Source organism: Streptomyces sp. NPDC001373, from assembly GCF_042895815.1.
In the GTDB taxonomy this organism is placed as follows: domain Bacteria; phylum Actinomycetota; class Actinomycetes; order Streptomycetales; family Streptomycetaceae; genus Streptomyces.
The window spans coordinates 278,685-296,622 of sequence record NZ_JBIAWQ010000002.1; the positions used below are offsets into that span (position 1 = coordinate 278,685).

The 17,938-nt window shown below is 74.4% G+C and carries 15 protein-coding genes; 10 read left to right on the plus strand and 5 right to left on the minus strand.

Annotated elements, in window-relative coordinates; genetic code table 11:
• Nucleotides 1-34: 34 nt before the first annotated feature.
• Nucleotides 35-964, minus strand: coding sequence for a LuxR C-terminal-related transcriptional regulator (locus tag ACFY15_RS06630; protein WP_390825110.1), 930 nt, complete (start codon nucleotides 962-964; stop codon nucleotides 35-37).
• 319 nt (nucleotides 965-1,283) lie between these two features.
• On the opposite strand from ACFY15_RS06630, the gene ACFY15_RS06635 reads away from it, so the two are divergent.
• Together ACFY15_RS06635 and ACFY15_RS06640 are read left to right on the plus strand one after the other, a co-directional pair.
• Nucleotides 1,284-1,502 carry a hypothetical protein gene (locus tag ACFY15_RS06635; protein ID WP_390686282.1) on the plus strand — a complete coding sequence of 73 codons (219 nt, stop codon included), beginning with the start codon at nucleotides 1,284-1,286 and terminating at the stop codon, nucleotides 1,500-1,502.
• Nucleotides 1,503-1,821: 319 nt separating this feature from the next.
• Nucleotides 1,822-2,448 carry a response regulator transcription factor gene (locus tag ACFY15_RS06640; protein ID WP_390686283.1) on the plus strand — a complete coding sequence of 209 codons (627 nt, stop codon included), beginning with the start codon at nucleotides 1,822-1,824 and terminating at the stop codon, nucleotides 2,446-2,448.
• A 101-nt stretch (nucleotides 2,449-2,549) separates the two neighbouring features.
• On the opposite strand, the gene ACFY15_RS06645 is transcribed toward ACFY15_RS06640, so the two are convergent.
• From ACFY15_RS06645 to ACFY15_RS06660, 4 genes are all read right to left on the minus strand, one after another.
• Nucleotides 2,550-3,152, minus strand: coding sequence for a hypothetical protein (locus ACFY15_RS06645; RefSeq protein ID WP_390686284.1), 603 nt, complete (start codon nucleotides 3,150-3,152; stop codon nucleotides 2,550-2,552).
• Nucleotides 3,153-3,242: 90 nt separating this feature from the next.
• A complete protein-coding gene (locus ACFY15_RS06650; protein WP_390686285.1) occupies nucleotides 3,243-4,880 on the minus strand; it encodes an AMP-binding protein in 1,638 nt (545 codons plus the stop codon).
• A complete protein-coding gene (gene hemA / locus ACFY15_RS06655; RefSeq protein WP_390825188.1) occupies nucleotides 4,877-6,085 on the minus strand; it encodes a 5-aminolevulinate synthase in 1,209 nt (402 codons plus the stop codon). Before hemA ends, ACFY15_RS06650 begins: the two co-directional genes overlap by 4 nt.
• 69 nt (nucleotides 6,086-6,154) lie before the next feature.
• Nucleotides 6,155-7,702, minus strand: coding sequence for an AMP-binding protein (locus tag ACFY15_RS06660; RefSeq protein WP_390686286.1), 1,548 nt, complete (start codon nucleotides 7,700-7,702; stop codon nucleotides 6,155-6,157).
• A gap of 358 nt (nucleotides 7,703-8,060) precedes the next feature.
• On the opposite strand from ACFY15_RS06660, the gene ACFY15_RS06665 reads away from it, so the two are divergent.
• From ACFY15_RS06665 to ACFY15_RS06700, 8 genes are all read left to right on the plus strand, one after another.
• A complete protein-coding gene (locus ACFY15_RS06665) occupies nucleotides 8,061-8,216 on the plus strand; it encodes a thiazolylpeptide-type bacteriocin (RefSeq protein WP_390686287.1) in 156 nt (51 codons plus the stop codon).
• A 125-nt stretch (nucleotides 8,217-8,341) separates the two neighbouring features.
• Nucleotides 8,342-8,500: a thiazolylpeptide-type bacteriocin gene (locus ACFY15_RS06670; protein ID WP_390686288.1), complete on the plus strand. Its 159-nt coding sequence runs from the start codon at nucleotides 8,342-8,344 to the stop codon at nucleotides 8,498-8,500.
• A gap of 61 nt (nucleotides 8,501-8,561) precedes the next feature.
• Nucleotides 8,562-9,662, plus strand: a complete 1,101-nt coding sequence (locus tag ACFY15_RS06675) for a hypothetical protein (RefSeq protein ID WP_390686289.1) — start codon at nucleotides 8,562-8,564, stop codon at nucleotides 9,660-9,662.
• Entirely contained in the window at nucleotides 9,659-10,633 is a 975-nt protein-coding gene (locus ACFY15_RS06680; RefSeq protein WP_390686290.1) for an ABC transporter ATP-binding protein, read from the plus strand. Before ACFY15_RS06675 ends, ACFY15_RS06680 begins: the two co-directional genes overlap by 4 nt.
• Nucleotides 10,630-11,538 carry an ABC transporter permease gene (locus tag ACFY15_RS06685; RefSeq protein WP_390686291.1) on the plus strand — a complete coding sequence of 303 codons (909 nt, stop codon included), beginning with the start codon at nucleotides 10,630-10,632 and terminating at the stop codon, nucleotides 11,536-11,538. Before ACFY15_RS06680 ends, ACFY15_RS06685 begins: the two co-directional genes overlap by 4 nt.
• Nucleotides 11,535-14,297: a hypothetical protein gene (locus tag ACFY15_RS06690; RefSeq protein WP_390686292.1), complete on the plus strand. Its 2,763-nt coding sequence runs from the start codon at nucleotides 11,535-11,537 to the stop codon at nucleotides 14,295-14,297. Before ACFY15_RS06685 ends, ACFY15_RS06690 begins: the two co-directional genes overlap by 4 nt.
• Entirely contained in the window at nucleotides 14,288-16,012 is a 1,725-nt protein-coding gene (locus tag ACFY15_RS06695) for a hypothetical protein (RefSeq protein ID WP_390686293.1), read from the plus strand. The genes ACFY15_RS06690 and ACFY15_RS06695 overlap by 10 nt, the downstream gene beginning before the upstream one ends.
• Nucleotides 16,009-17,937 (plus strand): TOMM precursor leader peptide-binding protein, encoded by a 1,929-nt coding sequence (locus ACFY15_RS06700; protein WP_390686294.1) that lies wholly within the window; start codon nucleotides 16,009-16,011, stop codon nucleotides 17,935-17,937. The genes ACFY15_RS06695 and ACFY15_RS06700 overlap by 4 nt, the downstream gene beginning before the upstream one ends.
• The last annotated feature ends 1 nt before the right edge of the window (nucleotide 17,938 follow it).

Below are 17,938 nucleotides of genomic sequence, written 5' to 3' on the forward strand. Positions count from 1 at the left end.
GCCGGTCCGCAGGGGAGGCGCGGCGGTCTGCTGGTCAGATCCACTCGCGCTGGGCCGCGCGCAGGCCCGCCTCGAAGCGGCTGCCCGCGCCGAGACGTTTCATCAGCTCCGCCATCATCCGGCGGACCGTCCGCAGGGACAGGCCCAGCTGGCGGCCGGCGGCCTCGTCGGTGAGCCCGCTGCCCAGCAGACGCAGCAGCTCCTTCTCCTGGCGGGTCAGGCCCCGGTCGTCGCGGTCCTGGCGGGTGCCCAGCGGTACCGCCGTCTCCCAGATCTGGTCGAACAGCCCGGCCAGGCCGACGACCACGCCCGGCTCGGTCAACTGGACGGCGCCCTTGCGGGTGTTCTCCGGGTCGGCCGGGACGATGACCGTCTTCCGGTCGAAGATGAGCATGCGCAGCGGCAGCGAGGGCACCGTGCGCACCTCGCCGCCCAGGTCGGTCAGCCACTCCGCGTACTCGGTGGTGACCGCGTCGTTGCGGACGCTGTCCAGGTAGACCGTGCGCATCCGGACACCGCGGGCGAGGGTGTCCCGGTCGAGGGGCTTGCTGGCCTCGAGGCTCGCTCGAGACTGCGCGCCGCCGGGGTTGAAGGTCAGCGATTCGGAGGTAGCCTCGGTGGCGAGCTCGCGGATCCGGTTCTGCACCGACTCGACGCCGAGGAACTGCTGGGCGACGCGCGGGGTCTGGCCGGTGTACAGCTCGCTGTAGGTGCTGACCAGCTTGGCCATGTCGGCCTCACAGCGCGCCACCGCCTCCTGCCTGCTCTCCAGCTCCCTCTTGCGCTGGTTGAGCAGCTCCCGCAGCCCCAACGCGGGGTCGGTCGGCTGGAGTTCGTCTCCGACGGCCGAGCGTTGCAGAAGGCGCAGATCGGTCAGTTTCTCCAGCGACTCGCGCACGTCGGCAGGTGTGAGGCGGAGCCGGCGTGCGAGCTCCGTGACGCCCCATGCGTGGTTCGCCAGCATGAGTCCGTACACATCCGCTGTTTGTGCGTCCAGTCCCAGTAGTTCCAGCATTGTCAGTTCCTCTTCGGTCCCCCGCCGCTCACTCTGACTTGAGCCGCGCCGATGTGGTCAAGATATGAGACGTCGCAGGTGGATGGCTACTTCCCTGCCGAGTCCGTTGCGAGGTTGGCACCGAGCTGCCACGGGGTTCTTCCTGCCAGCGGATCCGCTTCCACTCGAGGTCCGCCGTAAAGCAAGCTGGATGCAGAAGGAAGGAGCCACCCGGCGCCGAAGGCCCGGTTGGCTCCCGCTTTACGAACGCTTTTCCAGGGGGAAATCCATGCTGCAGTTCCGTCGTGTCGCCGGTGTCGCTTCCATCACCGCCCTTGCCGCCGGCCTGTTCCTGTTCGGTTCGGCCCACGCCACCGGGCAGGGCGGGGAAAACCGGGTCGCCGTCGAGGCCGGGAACCAGAACTGGGACATCGTCGCCCCGGGTGCGGACGCGCCGCTGGAGGCCCCGACCCTCGCCATCACCTCGTACAACCAGAACTGGGACTAGTCGACTCGCATGCTTATGACCGCGGTTTCCCTGCGCGCGCCTGCCGCCGGGGCGGCCGGCCCACCGGATCCGCTCCTCCTCGCCTCGTTGCTGAGGTCCGTGGCCACTCCCGCGGACGGCCTGGAACACGTGGCGGTCCGCCCCTGCGACGGGCGCGTCGAGCTCGTCCTCTTCCAGACCGTTTCCGACGTCCTGGAACCACCGGCGTCAGGCGACAGTATTTGCCGCCGGGCACTGGAGATAACCCAACAGCTCAGTGGCTGGACCGTGGAAACCGAACGGTAGAACACGGCCCCACGGTTCATTCAGGGGATTCACCATGGCTATCAGCGTCATTGTCGGCGGCAGCCGGGTTCTCTTTCTCGAGGCGCTCGTCGAGGCTCTCCGATCGGCCGGCGGCATAGAAGTCATCGCCGCGGAAACCGATCCGCAGCAGGTTCTTTCACTCGTCCACCGCCATTCGCCCGATGTCGTTCTCCTGGAGGACACCCCGGTCGGCGACGACGTACTGCGTCTCGCGTCGGCGGTTCGGGCCAGGGTGCCCGCGTGCGGGATCGTCCTCATGATGGCCGGCAACCGGCCCGCGGCGGTGGGCCGCGCGATGGCGGCCGGGGTGCACGGCATCGTTCCGACCGACACGGGCCTGCCCCGGCTCATCGCCACCCTCAAGGGTGTGGCCGCGGGCTGCGTGACGATGGCCCCGTCCCTGGCCAGCAGCGCCATGGGACTGGGCAACCCGGGCGTGGGGCCCGGGGCGAAGCTGAGCACCCGGGAGTCCCAGGTGCTGCGGCTGACGGCGGGCGGGGCCACCGTCAAGGAGATCGCGGCCGAGCTCTACCTGGCGGCCGGAACCGTACGCAACGTCACCTCGGCATCCATCAAGAAGCTCGGCGGCCGCAACCGCTTCGACGCGGCCCGCATCGCCGTGGAGCAGGGCTGGATCTGAGGCGTCCGCCGGGCCCACCCGGCGCGCGGGCCCACCCGGCGCGCGGGCCCACCCGGCGCGCAGCCGCGCCCGGGCGGGCCCGCGCGCGGCCCTCGGCCTCGCTAGGCCCTGCGGCCGGCGCGCCAGCCGCTGAACGCCGTGCTGCCCCACAGAACGGCCGCGCAGCCGAGGCCCGGGACGTACCGCCAGGCCTCCTTGTCGGCTCCCAGCAGCAGGGTGGCGATCGCGGCGAGGCCGACGGTGGCCAGCATCGCGGCGCCGACCCACCGCAGCATCGGGGCGCGCAGGCTCTTGGCCATCGGGAAGAAGTGCGCGCCGACCACCAGCGCCGACCAGGTCAGCATCAGCTCGGGGCGGTCCAGGGAGGTGCGTATGTAGTTGTTGCCCGCGCCGAGGACGGCGACCTCGATCAGCAGGACGGTGAGGAACTTCGGTCCGCCGCCGCCCGGGGCCGGGGGAGCGCCCTTCACGTGGGCGGGGGTGCGCCGGGCCAGCAGGAGGAGGCGGACGATCGCGGCGGCGCTCGCCGCGAACAGGAGTCCGCCGCCCGCGAGGACGAACGGCCGGGCGGTCCCGTGGACGACGGCCTGTCCGAGGGAGAACCACATCACGCCGAAGCCGGTGCCGACGAGCGCTGCCCGGCCACCGTTGCGGAGCTGGTCCCGTCGGGTCGTGAAGACGGGACGGGCGGCGGTCTTTTCCACGGGTGTTGCCTCCTGGTGTGCGTGGTTCATACATCTTCTCGCAGCCGGCGCGGGGATCCTGCCACACCGCCGGGCGGTCTGTCGGTCGATCTACCGGAAGAGCGCGGCCAGTTCGCCCTTGAGCACCTTCCCGGTGGGCCCCACGGGGAAGGCCCCGCTGAACGCGATCCGGCGCGGATACTTGTACCGGGCCAGCCGCTCCCCGCACCACGCGGTGATCTCCTGGGCCAGCCGCGGATCGGGCCGGACGCCCGGCACGGTCCGCAGCACCGCGCAGACCTCCTCGCCGAGCCGTTCGTGGGCGACGCCGACCACCGCGGCCTGCGCCACCGCCGGGTGGCCGAGGAGGACCTCTTCCACCTCGCGCGGGTAGACGTTGTAGCCGCCGCGGATGACCACGTCCTTCTTGCGGTCCAGGACGCGCAGGTAGCCGTCCTCCTCCCGGACCCCGATGTCCCCGGTCCGCAGCCAGCCGTCGACCAGCACCTCGGCGGTGGCCTCCGGGCGGCCCAGGTAGCCGGCCATCAGGCCGTGGCCGCGTACGACGATCTCCCCGCGCTCGCCCTGCGGCAGCAGCCGGACGCGCGGCCCCCCGTCCGCCGCGGCGATGCCCACCTCGACGCCCGGGATCGGCAGGCCGACCGTCCCGGGCCTGCGCTCGAACCCGGGCTGGTTGTAACTCACGCTGGGGGAGGTCTCGGTGAGCCCGTACCCCTCGTAGACCGGTGCGCCCAGCACCTCCTCGACGCGCCGCAGCACCGCCGGGGGGAGCGAGGAGCCGCCCGAATAGGCGCGCCTGAGCGGGGGCCGACGTGGGTCGCGCCCGGCCGCGTCCAGCAGGGCCAGGTACATCGTCGGCACGCCCATGACGACCGTGCACCCGTGGGCGGCCATCAGGTCCAGCGCATGCGCGCCGCAGAACCGGGACATCAGCACCAGGGTGGCGCCGGCGTGGAAGCACACGCCCATCCCGCAGATCTGGCCGAAGGTGTGCGAGAGCGGCAGCGTGCCGAGGAGCACGTCGTCCGCGGTGAAGGCGAAGGGGGTGCGCGCGGTGGTCGTGATGTTCATGAGCACGCTGTGGTGCGTCAGCATCACCCCCTTGGGGGCGCCGGTCGTCCCGGACGTGTAGAGGACCACCGCGATGTCCTCGGGGGCGCGCGGCACCGGTCCCTCCAGCGGCGCCGCCCGGCCGGCCTCCCGGTCGAGCCGGGGGAGGTCCCGCGCCCCGTCCGCCGTGCCGTCCTCCGTTCCTCCGTCCGCCGTGCTGCCGTCCGCCGTGCCGTGCTCCGTTCCGCCGTCCGCCGGTCCGCGGTCCGTTCCGTCCCCGTCGCCCACGCCGAGCAGCGCCACCCCCGCCGCCCGGGCGACGGGGGCCGCCTCGGGCAGCAGGGAGGACGCGCAGACCAGCGCCACGGCGCCCGAGTCCCGCAGCACGTGGGCGATCTCGGGCGCCCGGGAGTGCTCGTGGACCGGTACGGCCGTGCAGCCCAGGACGAGGGTCCCGTAGTAGGCCATCGGGAACGCCGGGGTGTTGGGCAGCAGCAGCGCCACCCGGTCCCCGGCGCCCAGGCCCCGGGCGCGCAGCGCGGCCGCGTACCGCAGGGCGCCGTCCCAGAGCTCCGCGTAGGAGTACGAGCGGTCGCCGAAGACCAGCGCGGGGTGCGCGGGCCTGCGGGCGGCCGACTCCGCCAGGACGGACGCCACCGACGAGGACGGGGAGCTCATGCGCCGGTCCGGGGCAGGCCGAGTTCGAGCCAGACCGAGTCGAGCGCCTCGACGAACTTCTCCACCTCGGCCGGCTCGGGCAGCGCCCCCGGCGCGATGCGCAGGATCTCCTCACCGGTCTTCACGCTCGGCGCGTTGATGGACTGCACGTAGATCCGGTGGCGCTCCAGCAGCAGCGCCGAGGCCTTCTTGCAGGCGGCGTCCTCACCGATCAGCACCGACACGATGTGCGACTCGTCCGACAGGAACGGGATGCCCCGCTCCCGCAGCAGCCCGTGCAGCAGCTTCGCGTTGCGGTGCAGCGCGGTCCGCTCGGTGTCCGAGCCCGCCAGGTGGCGCACGGCGGCCAGCGCGCCGGCCGCCACCGCCGGCGGGAGGGAGGTGGTGAACACGAACGGCCGCGACAGGGTCCGTACGGCGTCGACCAGCGCGGCCGGGCCCGCGATGTAGCCGCCGGCGGTGCCGAAGCCCTTGCCGAGGGTGCCCATGACCACGTCGATCTCGTCGGCCAGTCCCTCGCGGGCCGCTATGCCGGCGCCGCGCGGGCCGTACATGCCCACCGCGTGGACCTCGTCGAGGAAGATCGTCGCCCCGTACCGGCGGGCGATTTCGGTGACCTCGCGGATCGGCGCGACGTCGCCGGACATCGAGTACACCGACTCCAGCACGATCAGCTTCGGCCGCTCCGGCGCCTCGGCCGCGATCAGCTCCTCCAGGTGCGCCGCGTCGTTGTGGCGGAAGATGCGCTTCGCGGCGCCGCTGTGGCGCAGCCCGTCGATGATGGAGGCGTGGTTCAGCTCGTCGGAGAAGACCACGCAGTCCGGGACCGCTCCGGCGATCACCGTCAGGGCGCCGTCGTTCGCGGTGTAGCCGGAGGTGAAGATCAGCGCCGCCTCCTTGCCGTGCAGCGCGGCGAGTTCGGCCTCCAGCTGCACGTGGACGTGGTTGGTGCCGCCGATGTTGCGGGAGCCGCCGGAGCCGGCGCCGAAGCGCTCCAGTGCGTCCCGCATGGCCGCCATGACCTGCGGCTGCTGGCCCATGCCGAGGTAGTCGTTGCTGCACCAGACGCTGATCTCGGCCGTGCCGTCGGCCGGGTCGGTGGAGGTGGAGGCGCTGGGGAAGCGTCCTGCCCGGCGGCCGAGCTCCAGGAACTCCCGCTTGCCGTCCGCGATCGCGGCGGCGGCGCGGTCCGTGAAGAACGCCAGGTGGGCCTGGGGGGACGCCAGGAGGGTCGGGGTCGTGGAAGTCGTCACGATGTCAGCTCGCTTTCTTCGTCAGTTCGAGGCCGCGCCGGAGACCGCCGCGCCCGCGAGGCGCCTGTGGTCGGGCTTTCCGGATTCGGTCAGGGGGAGTTCGGGCCACCGCACGATCCGCGCGGGGGCGTGGGCGGGGGAGAGGGAACGGGCGACGTGCCGGCGCAGTTCGTCCGGCTCGCAGGGGACGCGCAGCACCACGGCGGCGTGCACGGCCTCGCCGGTCACGGCGTCGGGGGTGCCGAACACCGCGCAGTCGGCGACGGCGGAGTGGGTGAGCAGGGCGCGTTCCACCTCGGCGGGCCGGACCTTGACCCCGCCGGCCTTGATCACCCGCCCGATGCGGTCGACCAGGTGGAAGCAGCCGTAGGAGTCCCGGCGCCCGAGGTCCCCGGTCCGCAGCCAGCCGTCCGGCAGCAGGGCCGCGGCGCTCTCGGCGGGCAGGCCCTGGTAGCCGGCCATCGCGTACGGGGAGCGCACCTGGAGCTCGCCGCAGTCGCCCTGCGGGACCTCGCGGCCGGTGTCGGGGTCGCAGACGCGGACCTCGACACCCGGGAAGGGCCGGCCCACGCTGGGCAGCAGCTCCGGCTCGAAGTGGTCGAGCTGGTCCAGCACGGTGATCCGGCCCGCCTCGGTGGAGCCGTAGCACTGCACGAGGCGGGGCCCGAAGACCCGTACGGCGGAGGCCAGCCGGGCCGGGGAGGCCACGCAGCCGCTGTAGATGAGCTGGCGCAGCGCGGACAGGTCGGTGCCGGCGGTGTCCGGGTGGTCCAGCAGCCGGTACAGCTGCGGGACGGTCAGGTAGACGCGGGTGATCCGCTCGGCGGCCAGGGCGCCCAGCACCTCGGCGGCGTCGAAGCCGTCGTGGACGACGAGGGAGCCGCCGGAGGCCAGGACCACGTCGGCCATGACGGCGACGGTGTGGCTGGTCGGGGTGACGATCAGCATCCGCTCCGGCGGCCCTCCCGCGAGGGAGTCGGCGTCGTCGAGCACGAGCCGGTTCCAGGCGGCGAAGGACTGCCGCACGCCCTTGGGACGGCCGCTGCTGCCGCTGGTGTAGGTGACCACCGCGCAGTCGGGTGCCTGCGGAGCGGGCACCTCCGGGGTCTCGCCGTCTTCCCCGGTACCGGGGTCGTCGAGCACGGTGACCGCGGCCGACCCCGGGAGCAGGGAGGCCAGTTCGACGCCGCGTCCGGCGTGGGCCCGGTCCGTCACGAGGACCGTCACCCCGCATTCCGCGAGGAGCCCGGCCTGTTCGGCGGCCGGCAGCGGCAGGTCCGAGCCGGGGTTCACCGAGCGCACGTACATCACGCCGGCGCCCCGGAGATGGGCCGCGTACCGTGCGGTGAACGTCAGCGGGTGGTTGGGCCCGGTGAGGATCCCGACCATGGTGCCCGGCCCGGCGCCCGAGGCGCCGAGCGCCCGGTGGGCCCGGTGCACGGAGCGGACGAGCGCGGCCCCGTCGAGGGTGCCGGCCCTGCCCTGGATGCGCGCCCGCCGGGGGTCCCGGGCGAGTACGCCGAGGATCCGGGAGACGTAGTGCCCTTGCGCAGTGGATCGTCCGGTCACGCCGCCATTCCGTTCCCTCTGAAGCCGAGTCCCTCGCATGCTCGTTCGGCGGGAAGGCCCCGGACAAGGTTTTCCGCGGAAGCGCTGACACGGATCACGTGAGGTCGTGACGTTTGTCATTCCGGGGTGCCGGCAGGGCCGGGCGGAGCCCGGAGGACACCATCGGGAGACACCGCGGAAACACACTCTCTTGTCGCGCGCGCGTACGCGTACAGGGGCCCCATGACGAATGTCACGGGGCCCCATTACCTGTGTCAGGGGAAGCCCGGAAAGCCTTCCGCAGGCCAATCCGAACCGGCCATGATTCTTCTTGTCCGGCCGACCGGTCGGAAAGAAGAAAACCTGAAAGGGAATTCACATGGACCAGAACCTGGGCACCGAGGACTTCGCTTCCTTCGAGCTGGAGGAGGTCGAGGTTCTCGACGTCGCCGACGGTGTCGCCCTCCCCGAGGTCGGTGCCTCCAGCGGTGGCTGGCTGTGCTGCTCCTCGTCGTCCTCCTCGTCCTGCTGCTGAGCTGACGACAGCGGTACGCCGCAGGCAAGTCTGAGCAAGGCGCCCCGCCCGCCCGTCGCAGGACGGCGGGCGGGCGCCTGCCCCGTATGGCCCGTGTAAGCAGTGAAAGCGAAAGGGGAATTCGTATGGACATGAACTTGACCGCGCAGGACTTCGCCTCCTTCGAATTGGAGAACCTCGAAGTCCTCGACGTCGTCGACGGTGTCGCCCTCCCGGAAATGGGCGCCTCGAATCTGGGCAGCTGGCTGTGCTGCTCGTCGTCGTCCGGTTCGTCCTGCTGCTGACGGCGGATCCAGGACCCCGCAGCGCCCGAGCGAGGCGCTTCGCGTACGAGAGGTGACACACATGGAAGGCGCCCCGAACGAGCGCACGATCGGCCTGCGCTTTCATGCGCGATCACCGATCGAACCCGCATGGCTTTCGCAGGTGATGGTGCCCGTGGTGCGGTCCCTGCGCAAGGAGCACAACGCCACCGTGGCCTATCTGGCCCGTGGCTGGAAGCACGGTCCCCACGTCGAACTCATCGCCCGTGGCCCGGACGGAATTCCGTGGCAGGACATCGCCGGCTCCATCGACTGGCGGCTGGAGGAACTCCCCGAGCCGATGACCGGGGAGCAGTACCTCGCCCAGGCCCGTGAACTGGGCCGGCTGGAGCGCGTGGAGCCCCCCTACCTCCCCCTGCACCCCCGCGGCACCCTGGAGTTCTTCGACCGGCAGCGCGGCATGACCTGGCCCGCCGCCCTGGAGGACCCCCGCGACCTGGCCCTGACCCGCATGTTCACCCCTCTGGCGCGGCTGATGGACCTCGCGGCCGGCCGGAACGCAGGCGTTCCCGTACCGGCCCTCGCCGAGGCCTTCACCGCCCTGTGCACGGCCCACCCCGGCGGCCCCGCCTACGGGGTGTTCTCGCTGCGCTCGCACGCCGAGGCGTTCCTGCACTGGGCGGGCTCCGTCAAGGATCCGCGGCCCTCCTTCGCCCGCAGGCTGGAGACCGACGCACCCGTGCTGCGCGCGATCGTCGAGCGGGCCCGGGACGGCGCCGAGAGCGCCGAAGCCTGCGAGTTCCGGGCGGCGTTCGCCTACGGCATGGGCGTCTTCGACACCGCGGCGGCCCGCGGCGACCTCAGCGCCGAAGTCCTCGACGGACTGGCCCCGGCCGAGAACCGCGAGGCCACGACCCCGCCCGGACACCAGGGCCCCGTCTCCGACGGCCGCAGCGAGTTCCACGACACCGTCGCCGAGAGCCGGGTGACCGACCGGGCCCCGTCCTGGTTCGCCTCGTACCGGCTTCTCATCAACCTGTTCTACAGCCGGCTGCCCCTGCTCGGCGTGACACCCATCCAGCGCTACTACCTCTGCTTCGCCATCGCCGAGACGGTCGACGAGGTGTACGGGGAGAGCTGGCGCGAGCGGCTGCGGCGCGCAGCGGAGAGGAACGCGGCGTGAGCCCGCTCAGCCGGCCCGGCACCCCGACCGACGTCGACACAAACACCCTGACCGACTCCGGCACGGCGACGAGGACCGCGGACGACGCGGAGTTCGCCATCCGGACCTCCGGCCTGCACAAGGCGTACGGCGCCCATGTCGCCGTCGGGTCCGTGGACCTGGAGGTGCGCCGCGGCGAGGTGTTCGGCGTGCTCGGCCCCAACGGCGCCGGCAAGACGACCACCATCGAGATCCTGGAAGGCTTCCGCCGCCGCTCCGGCGGCTCCGTCAGCGTCCTCGGTGAGGACCCCGGCCAGGCCGGGCGCGCGTGGCGCAACCGCATCGGCATCGTCCAGCAGAGCGGCACCGACCACGAGGGCTGGCGGGTCGGCGAACTCGTCGAGCAGATCGGCCTGTGCTACTCCGACCCGCTCCCCGTCCGGGACGCGCTGGAGCTGGTGGACCTCGCCGACCGCCCCAAGGCCCTCCTCGGCTCCCTCTCCGGCGGCCAGCGCCGCCGCCTGGACCTGGCCCTCGCGGTCGTGGGCCGCCCCGAGCTGCTGTTCCTCGACGAGCCCACCACTGGCCTCGACCCGCAGGCCCGCCGCGACTGCTGGGCCATGATCGAGCGGCTGCGCGACGAGGGCACCACCGTGCTCCTCACCACCCACTACCTCGACGAGGCCGAACGGCTCGCGGACCGCGTGGCGGTCCTCGCCGGCGGCCGCGTACGGGAGGTCGCGCCCCCCGCCGAACTGGGCGGCGGCGATGCCGGGACCGAGGTGTCCTGGCGCGAGGACGGCCGCACCCGCACCGTCACCACCGCCGAGGTCGGACCCGTCCTGGAGGACCTGCGCGCCCGCCTGGGCACCGACGTACCCGGACTGGAGATCCGCCGCCCCTCCCTGGAGAGCCGCTACCTGCGGCTCATCGAGGACGCCGGCCGCCACCGCGCCGGCGACGACACGCACGAAAGGAGCAGGACCCGATGACGCCCACCCCGACCCTCGAGGCCGCGAGCGCCGCCGCCACCGCCGAGGCCCCGGCGAAGGCCCCCGCGAAGGCGCCGATCGGCACCGTGGCCGCCCGCGGCCCGCTGCCGGGCGTCCTGCGTACCGGCGTCCTGCGCGCCCGCGCCGAACTGCGGGTCTTCTTCCGCAACCGCACCGCGGTGGCCATGAACATGGCTCTGCCCGTGGTCCTGATGCTGCTCTTCGGCTCGATCTTCACCATGAAGGCCGGCGACCACACCGTCTCCATGCACGACGTGGTCGTGGCGGGCGTCCTCGCCTCCGGCGTCATGTCCGCCGCGTTCGGCGTCCTCGCCACCGGCATCGCCCTGGAGAGCGGCGACGGCTCGCTGAAGCGGCTGCGCGGCACCCCGTTCGCGACGGGCGGCTACTTCCTGGCCAAGACCGTGCTGGTCCTCGTCCTGGCGCTGCTCCAGTCCGTCGCCGTACTGGCCCTGGCCGTGGCCGTGTTCGGCTTCCAGCTGCCCACCACGCCCGGCCGCTGGGCCACCCTGGCGTGGGTGTTCCTCCTCGGCTCCGCCGCCACCGCCCTGCTGGGCATCGCGGTGGGCTCGCTGATCACCGACCGGCGGACCATCACCGCCGCCGTCCAGTTCCCCTTCGTCCTGCTCCAGTTCGTCTCCGGGGTCTACTACTCCTTCTCCGGGCTGCCCGACACGGTGCAGCGCATCGGCGCGATCTTCCCGCTGAAGTGGATGGCCCAGGGCATGCGGGCGGCGCTGCTGCCCGACGACATGGCCGCGCTGGAGCCCGCGCACAGCTGGGAACTCGGCCGGGTCGCCCTCGTACTGGGCGCCTGGGTCGTCGGCGGACTGCTGCTGTGCGTCGCCGCGCGCACGCACCGGATCCGGAAGGACTTCCGGTGACCGTCACAGAAGAACGCCCGGCGACCGTCCTGCGGGACACCGCCGCGGAGGCCACCGCCGGGGAGAACACCCCGGTGAGCGCCTCCCCGACCGCCGCGCGGGACACCGTCGCGCAGGCCACCGCCGGAGCGGACACTCCGGTGAGCGCCGTCGTGGCCGCCCCGCGGGACGGGGCCGACGAGCCGGCCGCCGCGCGGGCCACCGCCGGGGAGAACACCCCGGTGAGCGCCCGCGCCGACACCCCGGGGCGTCCCCCGGCGGAGCGGACCGAGCCCGTCTGGATGCTGCGCGTCAACCCCCTGCGCCGCTCCCGGCTCGCCGACCCGGCCCTCGCCGGCGTCCTCGACGAACTGGCCCGCGTCGAGGCCGAACTGGCCCTGCGGGCCACCGCCTGCACCGACGCCCTGTACGAGCGCATCGGCGCGGCCCCCGCCGACGAGCGGGCCGCACTGGTGGCCGTACGCCGGGCCGTGCACAACGACCGGGTCCCGGCCACCCTGCCGGACCCGGCCCCGGCCGAGTTCCTGGCCTGGCTGGAGCTGCGCGTCCTGCGCGACGGCCTCCTCGCCGAGGCGGCCGCGGAACACCCCCGGGCCCTGGCCCGCGAGCGCGGCACCCTCTCCGGTCTCCTCGGGGACGAGGACCTGCTGCGCTCGCTGGCGCTGCTGGCCCCCGAGGTCCACCGGGCGGCCGTCGGCTACCGCGAGGGCACCCTGTCCCGCGCCGCCAAGTCCGAGCGCGGGCTGCTCCAGTACGTGACCCGGGCCATGATGCGCACCAGCCCGCTCGCCCGCTTCACGGCGGTCGGGCTGGCGGTCCCCTCGCCCGACGGCGCCCGCCCCGACGAGGTGTCCTTCACCGGGGCGCGGTCCTTCCCGCACCTCGACCAGGCGCTGGTCGGCTACGTCGCCCGCACCGGGGACCCCGCGGCGGCCCCCGGCCCGGACACCTGGGTCCGGCAGTCGCCCAGCCTCTCCCCGGGCCCCGGCCCGGACAAGATCTCCTTCGTGCGGGTCGGCGACGACAGCAGCCGGCTGATGTCGACCACCCTCAGCGAACCCGTGCGCCTGCTCCTCAACGCCACGGACATGGGCCCCCGAACCGTCGGCGCGATCGCCGGCGATGTCGCCCGTGCCCTCGGCACCACCCCCGAGCAGGCCGCCGGCGTCGTCCTGGGCTCCCTGCGCGCCGGACTGCTGTGCACCACCGACGGCCCCGAGGACTGCGCCGCCGACCCCCTGGCGGAGTCCGCGCGCCACGACGGCCTGCGGACCGCTCTGGCCGGGCTCGCCGACGCCGGGCACGCCGAGCGCGCCGAGGCCCTGCGCGGCATCGGCGCCCTCACCTCGGCGCTGACCGAGGAGGCCCGCCGCCCGGCCCTGCTCCTCGTCTCCGAGAACTACCTCCTCGCGCCCGCCGAGGTCGACACCCGCGGCCTCGACCGGCAGCTGCGCGACCTCGCGCAGAGCATCGAGTTCCTGTCCGTCTTCGACCGGCTCCACGACATCCGCGCCGTGCTCACCGACGTATTCGTGGAACGCCACGGCCGCGGCGCCTCCGTCAGCCTCACCGACCACGCCCGCGGGCTGGTCGGCGAGGTCAACGAGCGGGTGGTGGCGGGCGGCGACAGCCTCACCGCGCTGCGCGGGCTGCGCACCCGCCTGCTCGGCGAACTCCGCGCCGACCTCGCCGGCCGCGGGGACGCCACCGAAGTGGTGTGGGACCCCGCCTGGCTGGCGGGTCTGGCCGCGCCCCTGCCCGACCGGTTCCGCCGGGACGCCGTCGCCTACAGCGTCCTGGTCCAGCCGGCCGGCGAGCGGCTGGTGTTCAACGACTCCTACCCCGGCCACGGCATGCTCTACGGCCGTTTCCTCGGACACGACGCCGAACTCGGCGGGCAGGCCCTGCCGCGGCTGCGCCGCCGCCTCCAGGAGCGGCACGGCTCCCACGGCACGGTCCTCGCCGAGGACCGCGGCCTGCACGGGGTCAGCGTCAACGCGCACGCGCCCGTCCTCGACCGGCGGCTGCGCGCCGACGACTGGTACGGGCTGCGGCTCGTCCACGACCCGGATCTCGACCGGCTGTACGTCGAGGACGCCGACGGCCGCCCGCTGCACGTCCTCACCCTCGGCACCGGCCACCCCGAGCTGCTGCCGCCCCCGCTGCGGCTGGCCAACTGGCTGGTCATGGGCGGCCGGCTGCTGCCCGACCTGGGCATGCCCGGCGGCCTCGGCGGCCCCGGCCTCGGCGGGGTGCCCGCCGAGCCGGGCACGCCCCGGCTGCTCGCCGGCTCCGTCGTCCTCCAGCGCCGCCGCTGGTACCCGGGCGAGGACTTCGAGCAGGCCGTCCGGCAGGGGCCCGGCGAGGCCGACCGGATGCTGGCGCTCACCCGCTGGCGCGCCCGCCACGGAGTGCCGGCCGAGATCGTCCTCAAGCCCTCCGCCGGCACGGGCCCCGGCTCCGGCCCGGGCTCCGGCCGGTCCACCCCCAAGCAGCGCAAACCGCAGTACGTCGACCTGAGCAGCGCGCTGCTCGGCCGCGTGCTGCCGCGCTTCCTCGACCGCGACGGCAGCGGCTTCGTGGAAGAGGCCCTGCCCGCCGCGGGCGCGTCACCGCACGCCTACGAGTGGGCGGTCGAGATCAGCAGGCCGTCCGGCGGACGGTTCACCTACACCCGGCCCGCAGACGGGCCCACCGACGACCGGGCACCCGAACGGCACCGGCACTTCAAGGACCAGGGAGAGCGATCATGCGGATGAGACTGCGCCCGGCCCTGCACTACGCACCGGTGCGGGACGGCGTCTACTTCGGAGCCGAGGGCACGTCGTTCGTCGTGCGCGGGCCGGCGGCGCTGTTCAAGGTGGCCGACGTGTGCGTCCCGCTGCTGGAGGACGGCGCCACCGAGGACTCCCTCGTCGCCGCCCTCGGCAACGAGGCCGCCCGGCCCGTGGTGGCCACGCTGCTGAACACCTTCAGCCGTCAGGGCCTGCTCCTCGACCTGGACGCCCTCAGCGTCCCGGAACCCGACGCGGCGACCCGTGAGCGCCACCGCGACGTCCTCGCGGACCTGGAGACGCTGCACGACGACCCCTACGCGGCCTTCGCACGGCTGCGCGCCGCCACCGTGCTGCTCTCCGGCCCGGCCGCCTTCGTGCTGCCCGCCGCCCGGGGGCTCGCGCGGACCGGCGTCGGCCGCCTCGTGCTCGCCGTACCGGACACGGACGCCGACGCCGTCGCCGGCACGGCCGAGCGGCTCGGCGCCGAGCGGCTGCCGCTGACGGCCGGCGGCGTCGAGGTGGCGGCGGCCGACGCGGCCGTCGTCTTCGCCCCCGGCGGGCGGCTCGACGCGGCGGTGGCCGCGCAGGCCGCGCTGCTGCCGACGGACTGCGTGATCCTCCCCGTACGGCAGGACGAGCACTTCCACCTGGTCGGCCCGCAGGCCTGCGGCGCCCCCGGGCGGGCGCGGGCCGTGGCCGCCCGGGTCGGCCACTGGGCCGGCGCCTCCGGCGCCGCCCCGCTGGGCGCGGCGGCCGGCGCCCTGGCCGGCGCCCTCGCCGGCCAGCTGGCCTACCGGGTGCTGACCGGTACCGCCGGAGCCGCCGGCGAGAGCGCCTACGTGGTCCACGGCGCCGAGCTGAACGCCTCCCGCGTCGACCTGGCACCGCTGCCCGCGGCCGCCCCGGCCGCCGACCTGGACGAGGCCGTGGCCCACGTCCAGGCCGTCGCCGCCCAGTGGACCGGCCCCTTCGCACTGGTCACCCCCGAGAACCTGCCGCAGCTGCCGCTGGGCGTCGCCGAGGCCGAGCACCGGGACGGCACCGCCGGCTCCGTCGCCGCCTGGGGCGCCGACCAGCGCTCCTCGTCGGTGTCCGCCGCCCTGGCCGCCCTGCGCGCCCAGCAGCGCCCCGGCCCGGAGGCCGTCGCCGCCGCCGGCACCACCGAGGAGCGCTGGCTGCTCGACGGCGCCCTGCGGCTGCTCGCCGGGCGGGCCGAACCCGCCGGGGACGCCCCCGCGTTCGAGGACCTCGACAAGGCCGCCCAGGTGCTCTGGCGCACCCTGGAGGACCACGAGTTCCTCACCGTCGCACTGGGCCTGCTCCGGGTACCGGGCGTGGAGTGGCCGCTGGCCGTGGTCCGGGACCGCGCCACCGGCCTGGACGTCGCCTCCGCCTGGGGCCCCGACCGCGCCAGTGCGGCCGTCGCCGCCCTCAGCACCGCGCTGACCCGCGTTCAGACCCGCCGGATCCGTGGCCGGGAGCTCGTCACCGCCGGCCCCGACACCACCGCGCTGCTGCACGCCGACGCCGCCGCACTGGCCGCACTGGCCGAGCAGACCCGGCTGTGGATCACCCCGGCCGGGGAACGCGCCGCCGACCCGGTCGCCGGCGGGACCCCGCTGTGGTTCGGCACCGTCACGGGCCGCCCCGCCGCGGACTCCGTCGCCGAGTCCCTGCCGAAGGAGGCCCTGGCATGACGACCGCCACCGCCCCCACCGCCCCGGACGCCGCGCACGCCCCGGCCGGGCTGCCCGACCTGGCCGGCCTCCTCGGCCGGTACGCCCGTACGGCCGGACTGGCCGAGGGCTCCGTCACCCTGCACACCGGCTGGGACCTCGACCGCGAGCGGGACCTGTTCCGGCGGGCCGACGAGGACGGACGGCCCTACCTGTCCGTCCGGATCGTCGGCAACGAGGCCCAGGTCGGCCCCCTGCGGGTGCCCGGCACCGACTCCGGCTGCCCCGGCTGCGCCGAGACGCGGGCCCGGATCGCCGTCGACCACCCGCTGGCCGACCGGATCGACCAGCCCGTGCGCGGCGCCCGCCCGCCGCGGCCCTTCCTCGCGGAAGCGCTCGCCGCCGCCCTGGACGCCCTCACCGAGCACCCCCTCGCCCCCGGCGAGCTCCTCGCGGTGGGCGTCTCCGGCGTCTCCCGCCACCGGATCGTGCGCACCTTCAACTGCCCCGTCTGCGCAGGGCCCGCCACCACGCCCGACCCGGCGGCCCGGCCGCCCCGGCTGGTGCTCGACGACCCCGCCGCCTCGCCCGACGACCCGGTGCGCGGCACCGGCGGGGACGCGCTGCTGGCCCCGGGCGCCCTGCGCCGCCGCCTCGTCGACCCGCGCTTCGGCCCGGTCCTCCAGGTCATGCGCGACCTCGACGCCCCGTACGCGATGAGCAACGCGGTGCTGCCCGAATCGCCGGCGTACGGCTACGGCCGGGCCCTGACCTTCGACCGCGCCGAGTCCGTCGCGGTCCTGGAGGCCTACGAGCGCATGGGCAGCTTCCCGCACCACGGGCAGGTCCTCACCGGCCTCGCCCACCGGGAGGTGGCCGACCACGCCGTCGACCCGGCCACGCTCGGCACCTATACGCAGGAGCAGCTCGACCACCCGCTGTCGCGGGTCATCCCGAGCACCCCCGACACTCCCATGGACTGGGTGTGGGGCCACGACCTCGACACGGGCGAGCCGGTCCTCGTCCCCGCCGAAGTCGGCTTCTACCGCTACGAGTACCTGCACCGCCACGACCGCCACGGCGCCCGCCGCGACCAGCACGCCGACCGCCGCCGCAGCCACTTCCCGGACTCCTCCAGCGGCTGCGCCCTCGGCTCCGGGACCACCGAGGCGGCCCTGCACTCCCTCCTCGAACTCGCCGAGCGGGACGCGTTCCTGCTGTCCTTCCACCGGGCGCAGCCGCTGCCCGCCATCGACCCGGCGAGCCTGACCGACCCGCTCTCGCGGCGGCTCCTCGACACCATCGACATCCACGGCTACGACGCCCACCTGCTGGTCGCCACCCAGGACATCGACATCCCGGTGGTGTGGGCCATGGCCGTCAACCGCACCGGAGGCCACCCGGCCAGCTGGTCCGCCGCCGGCTCGGGCGCCGACCCGGAGTCCGCCGTGCGCGCCGCGCTGTGGGAACTCACCCAGATGTGCACCCGGCCCCCGGCCGACGCAGAGGCGGGAGCGGCCATGGTCGCCGACCCCTGGCAGGTGGACCTGCTGGAGGACCACGTCGACCTGTACAACCGGCCCGAGAGCCTGCCCCGGCTCACGACCGTCCTCGGCGGCCCCCGGGTCACGCTCCGGGAGGCCTTCCCGGACTGGCCGGACCGCCTGGTGCGGGCGGCCGGCGGCACCGTACGGGGCGCGCTGGACTTCGTACGGGCCAGGTTCGCGGACGCCGGCCTGGACCGGGTCGTCCTGGTCGACCAGTCCACCCGCGACCACACCGACCTCGGCCTGGCCGTGGTCAAGGCGGTCGTCCCCGGGATCCTCCCGATGTGCTTCGGCCACGCCCAGCAGCGCCTCGCCGGACTGCCCCGGCTCACCGCCGCGCTGCGCGGCACCCCGCAGGAGCACCGCAGCGCCCCCTACGATCCCCATCCCTTCCCCTGAG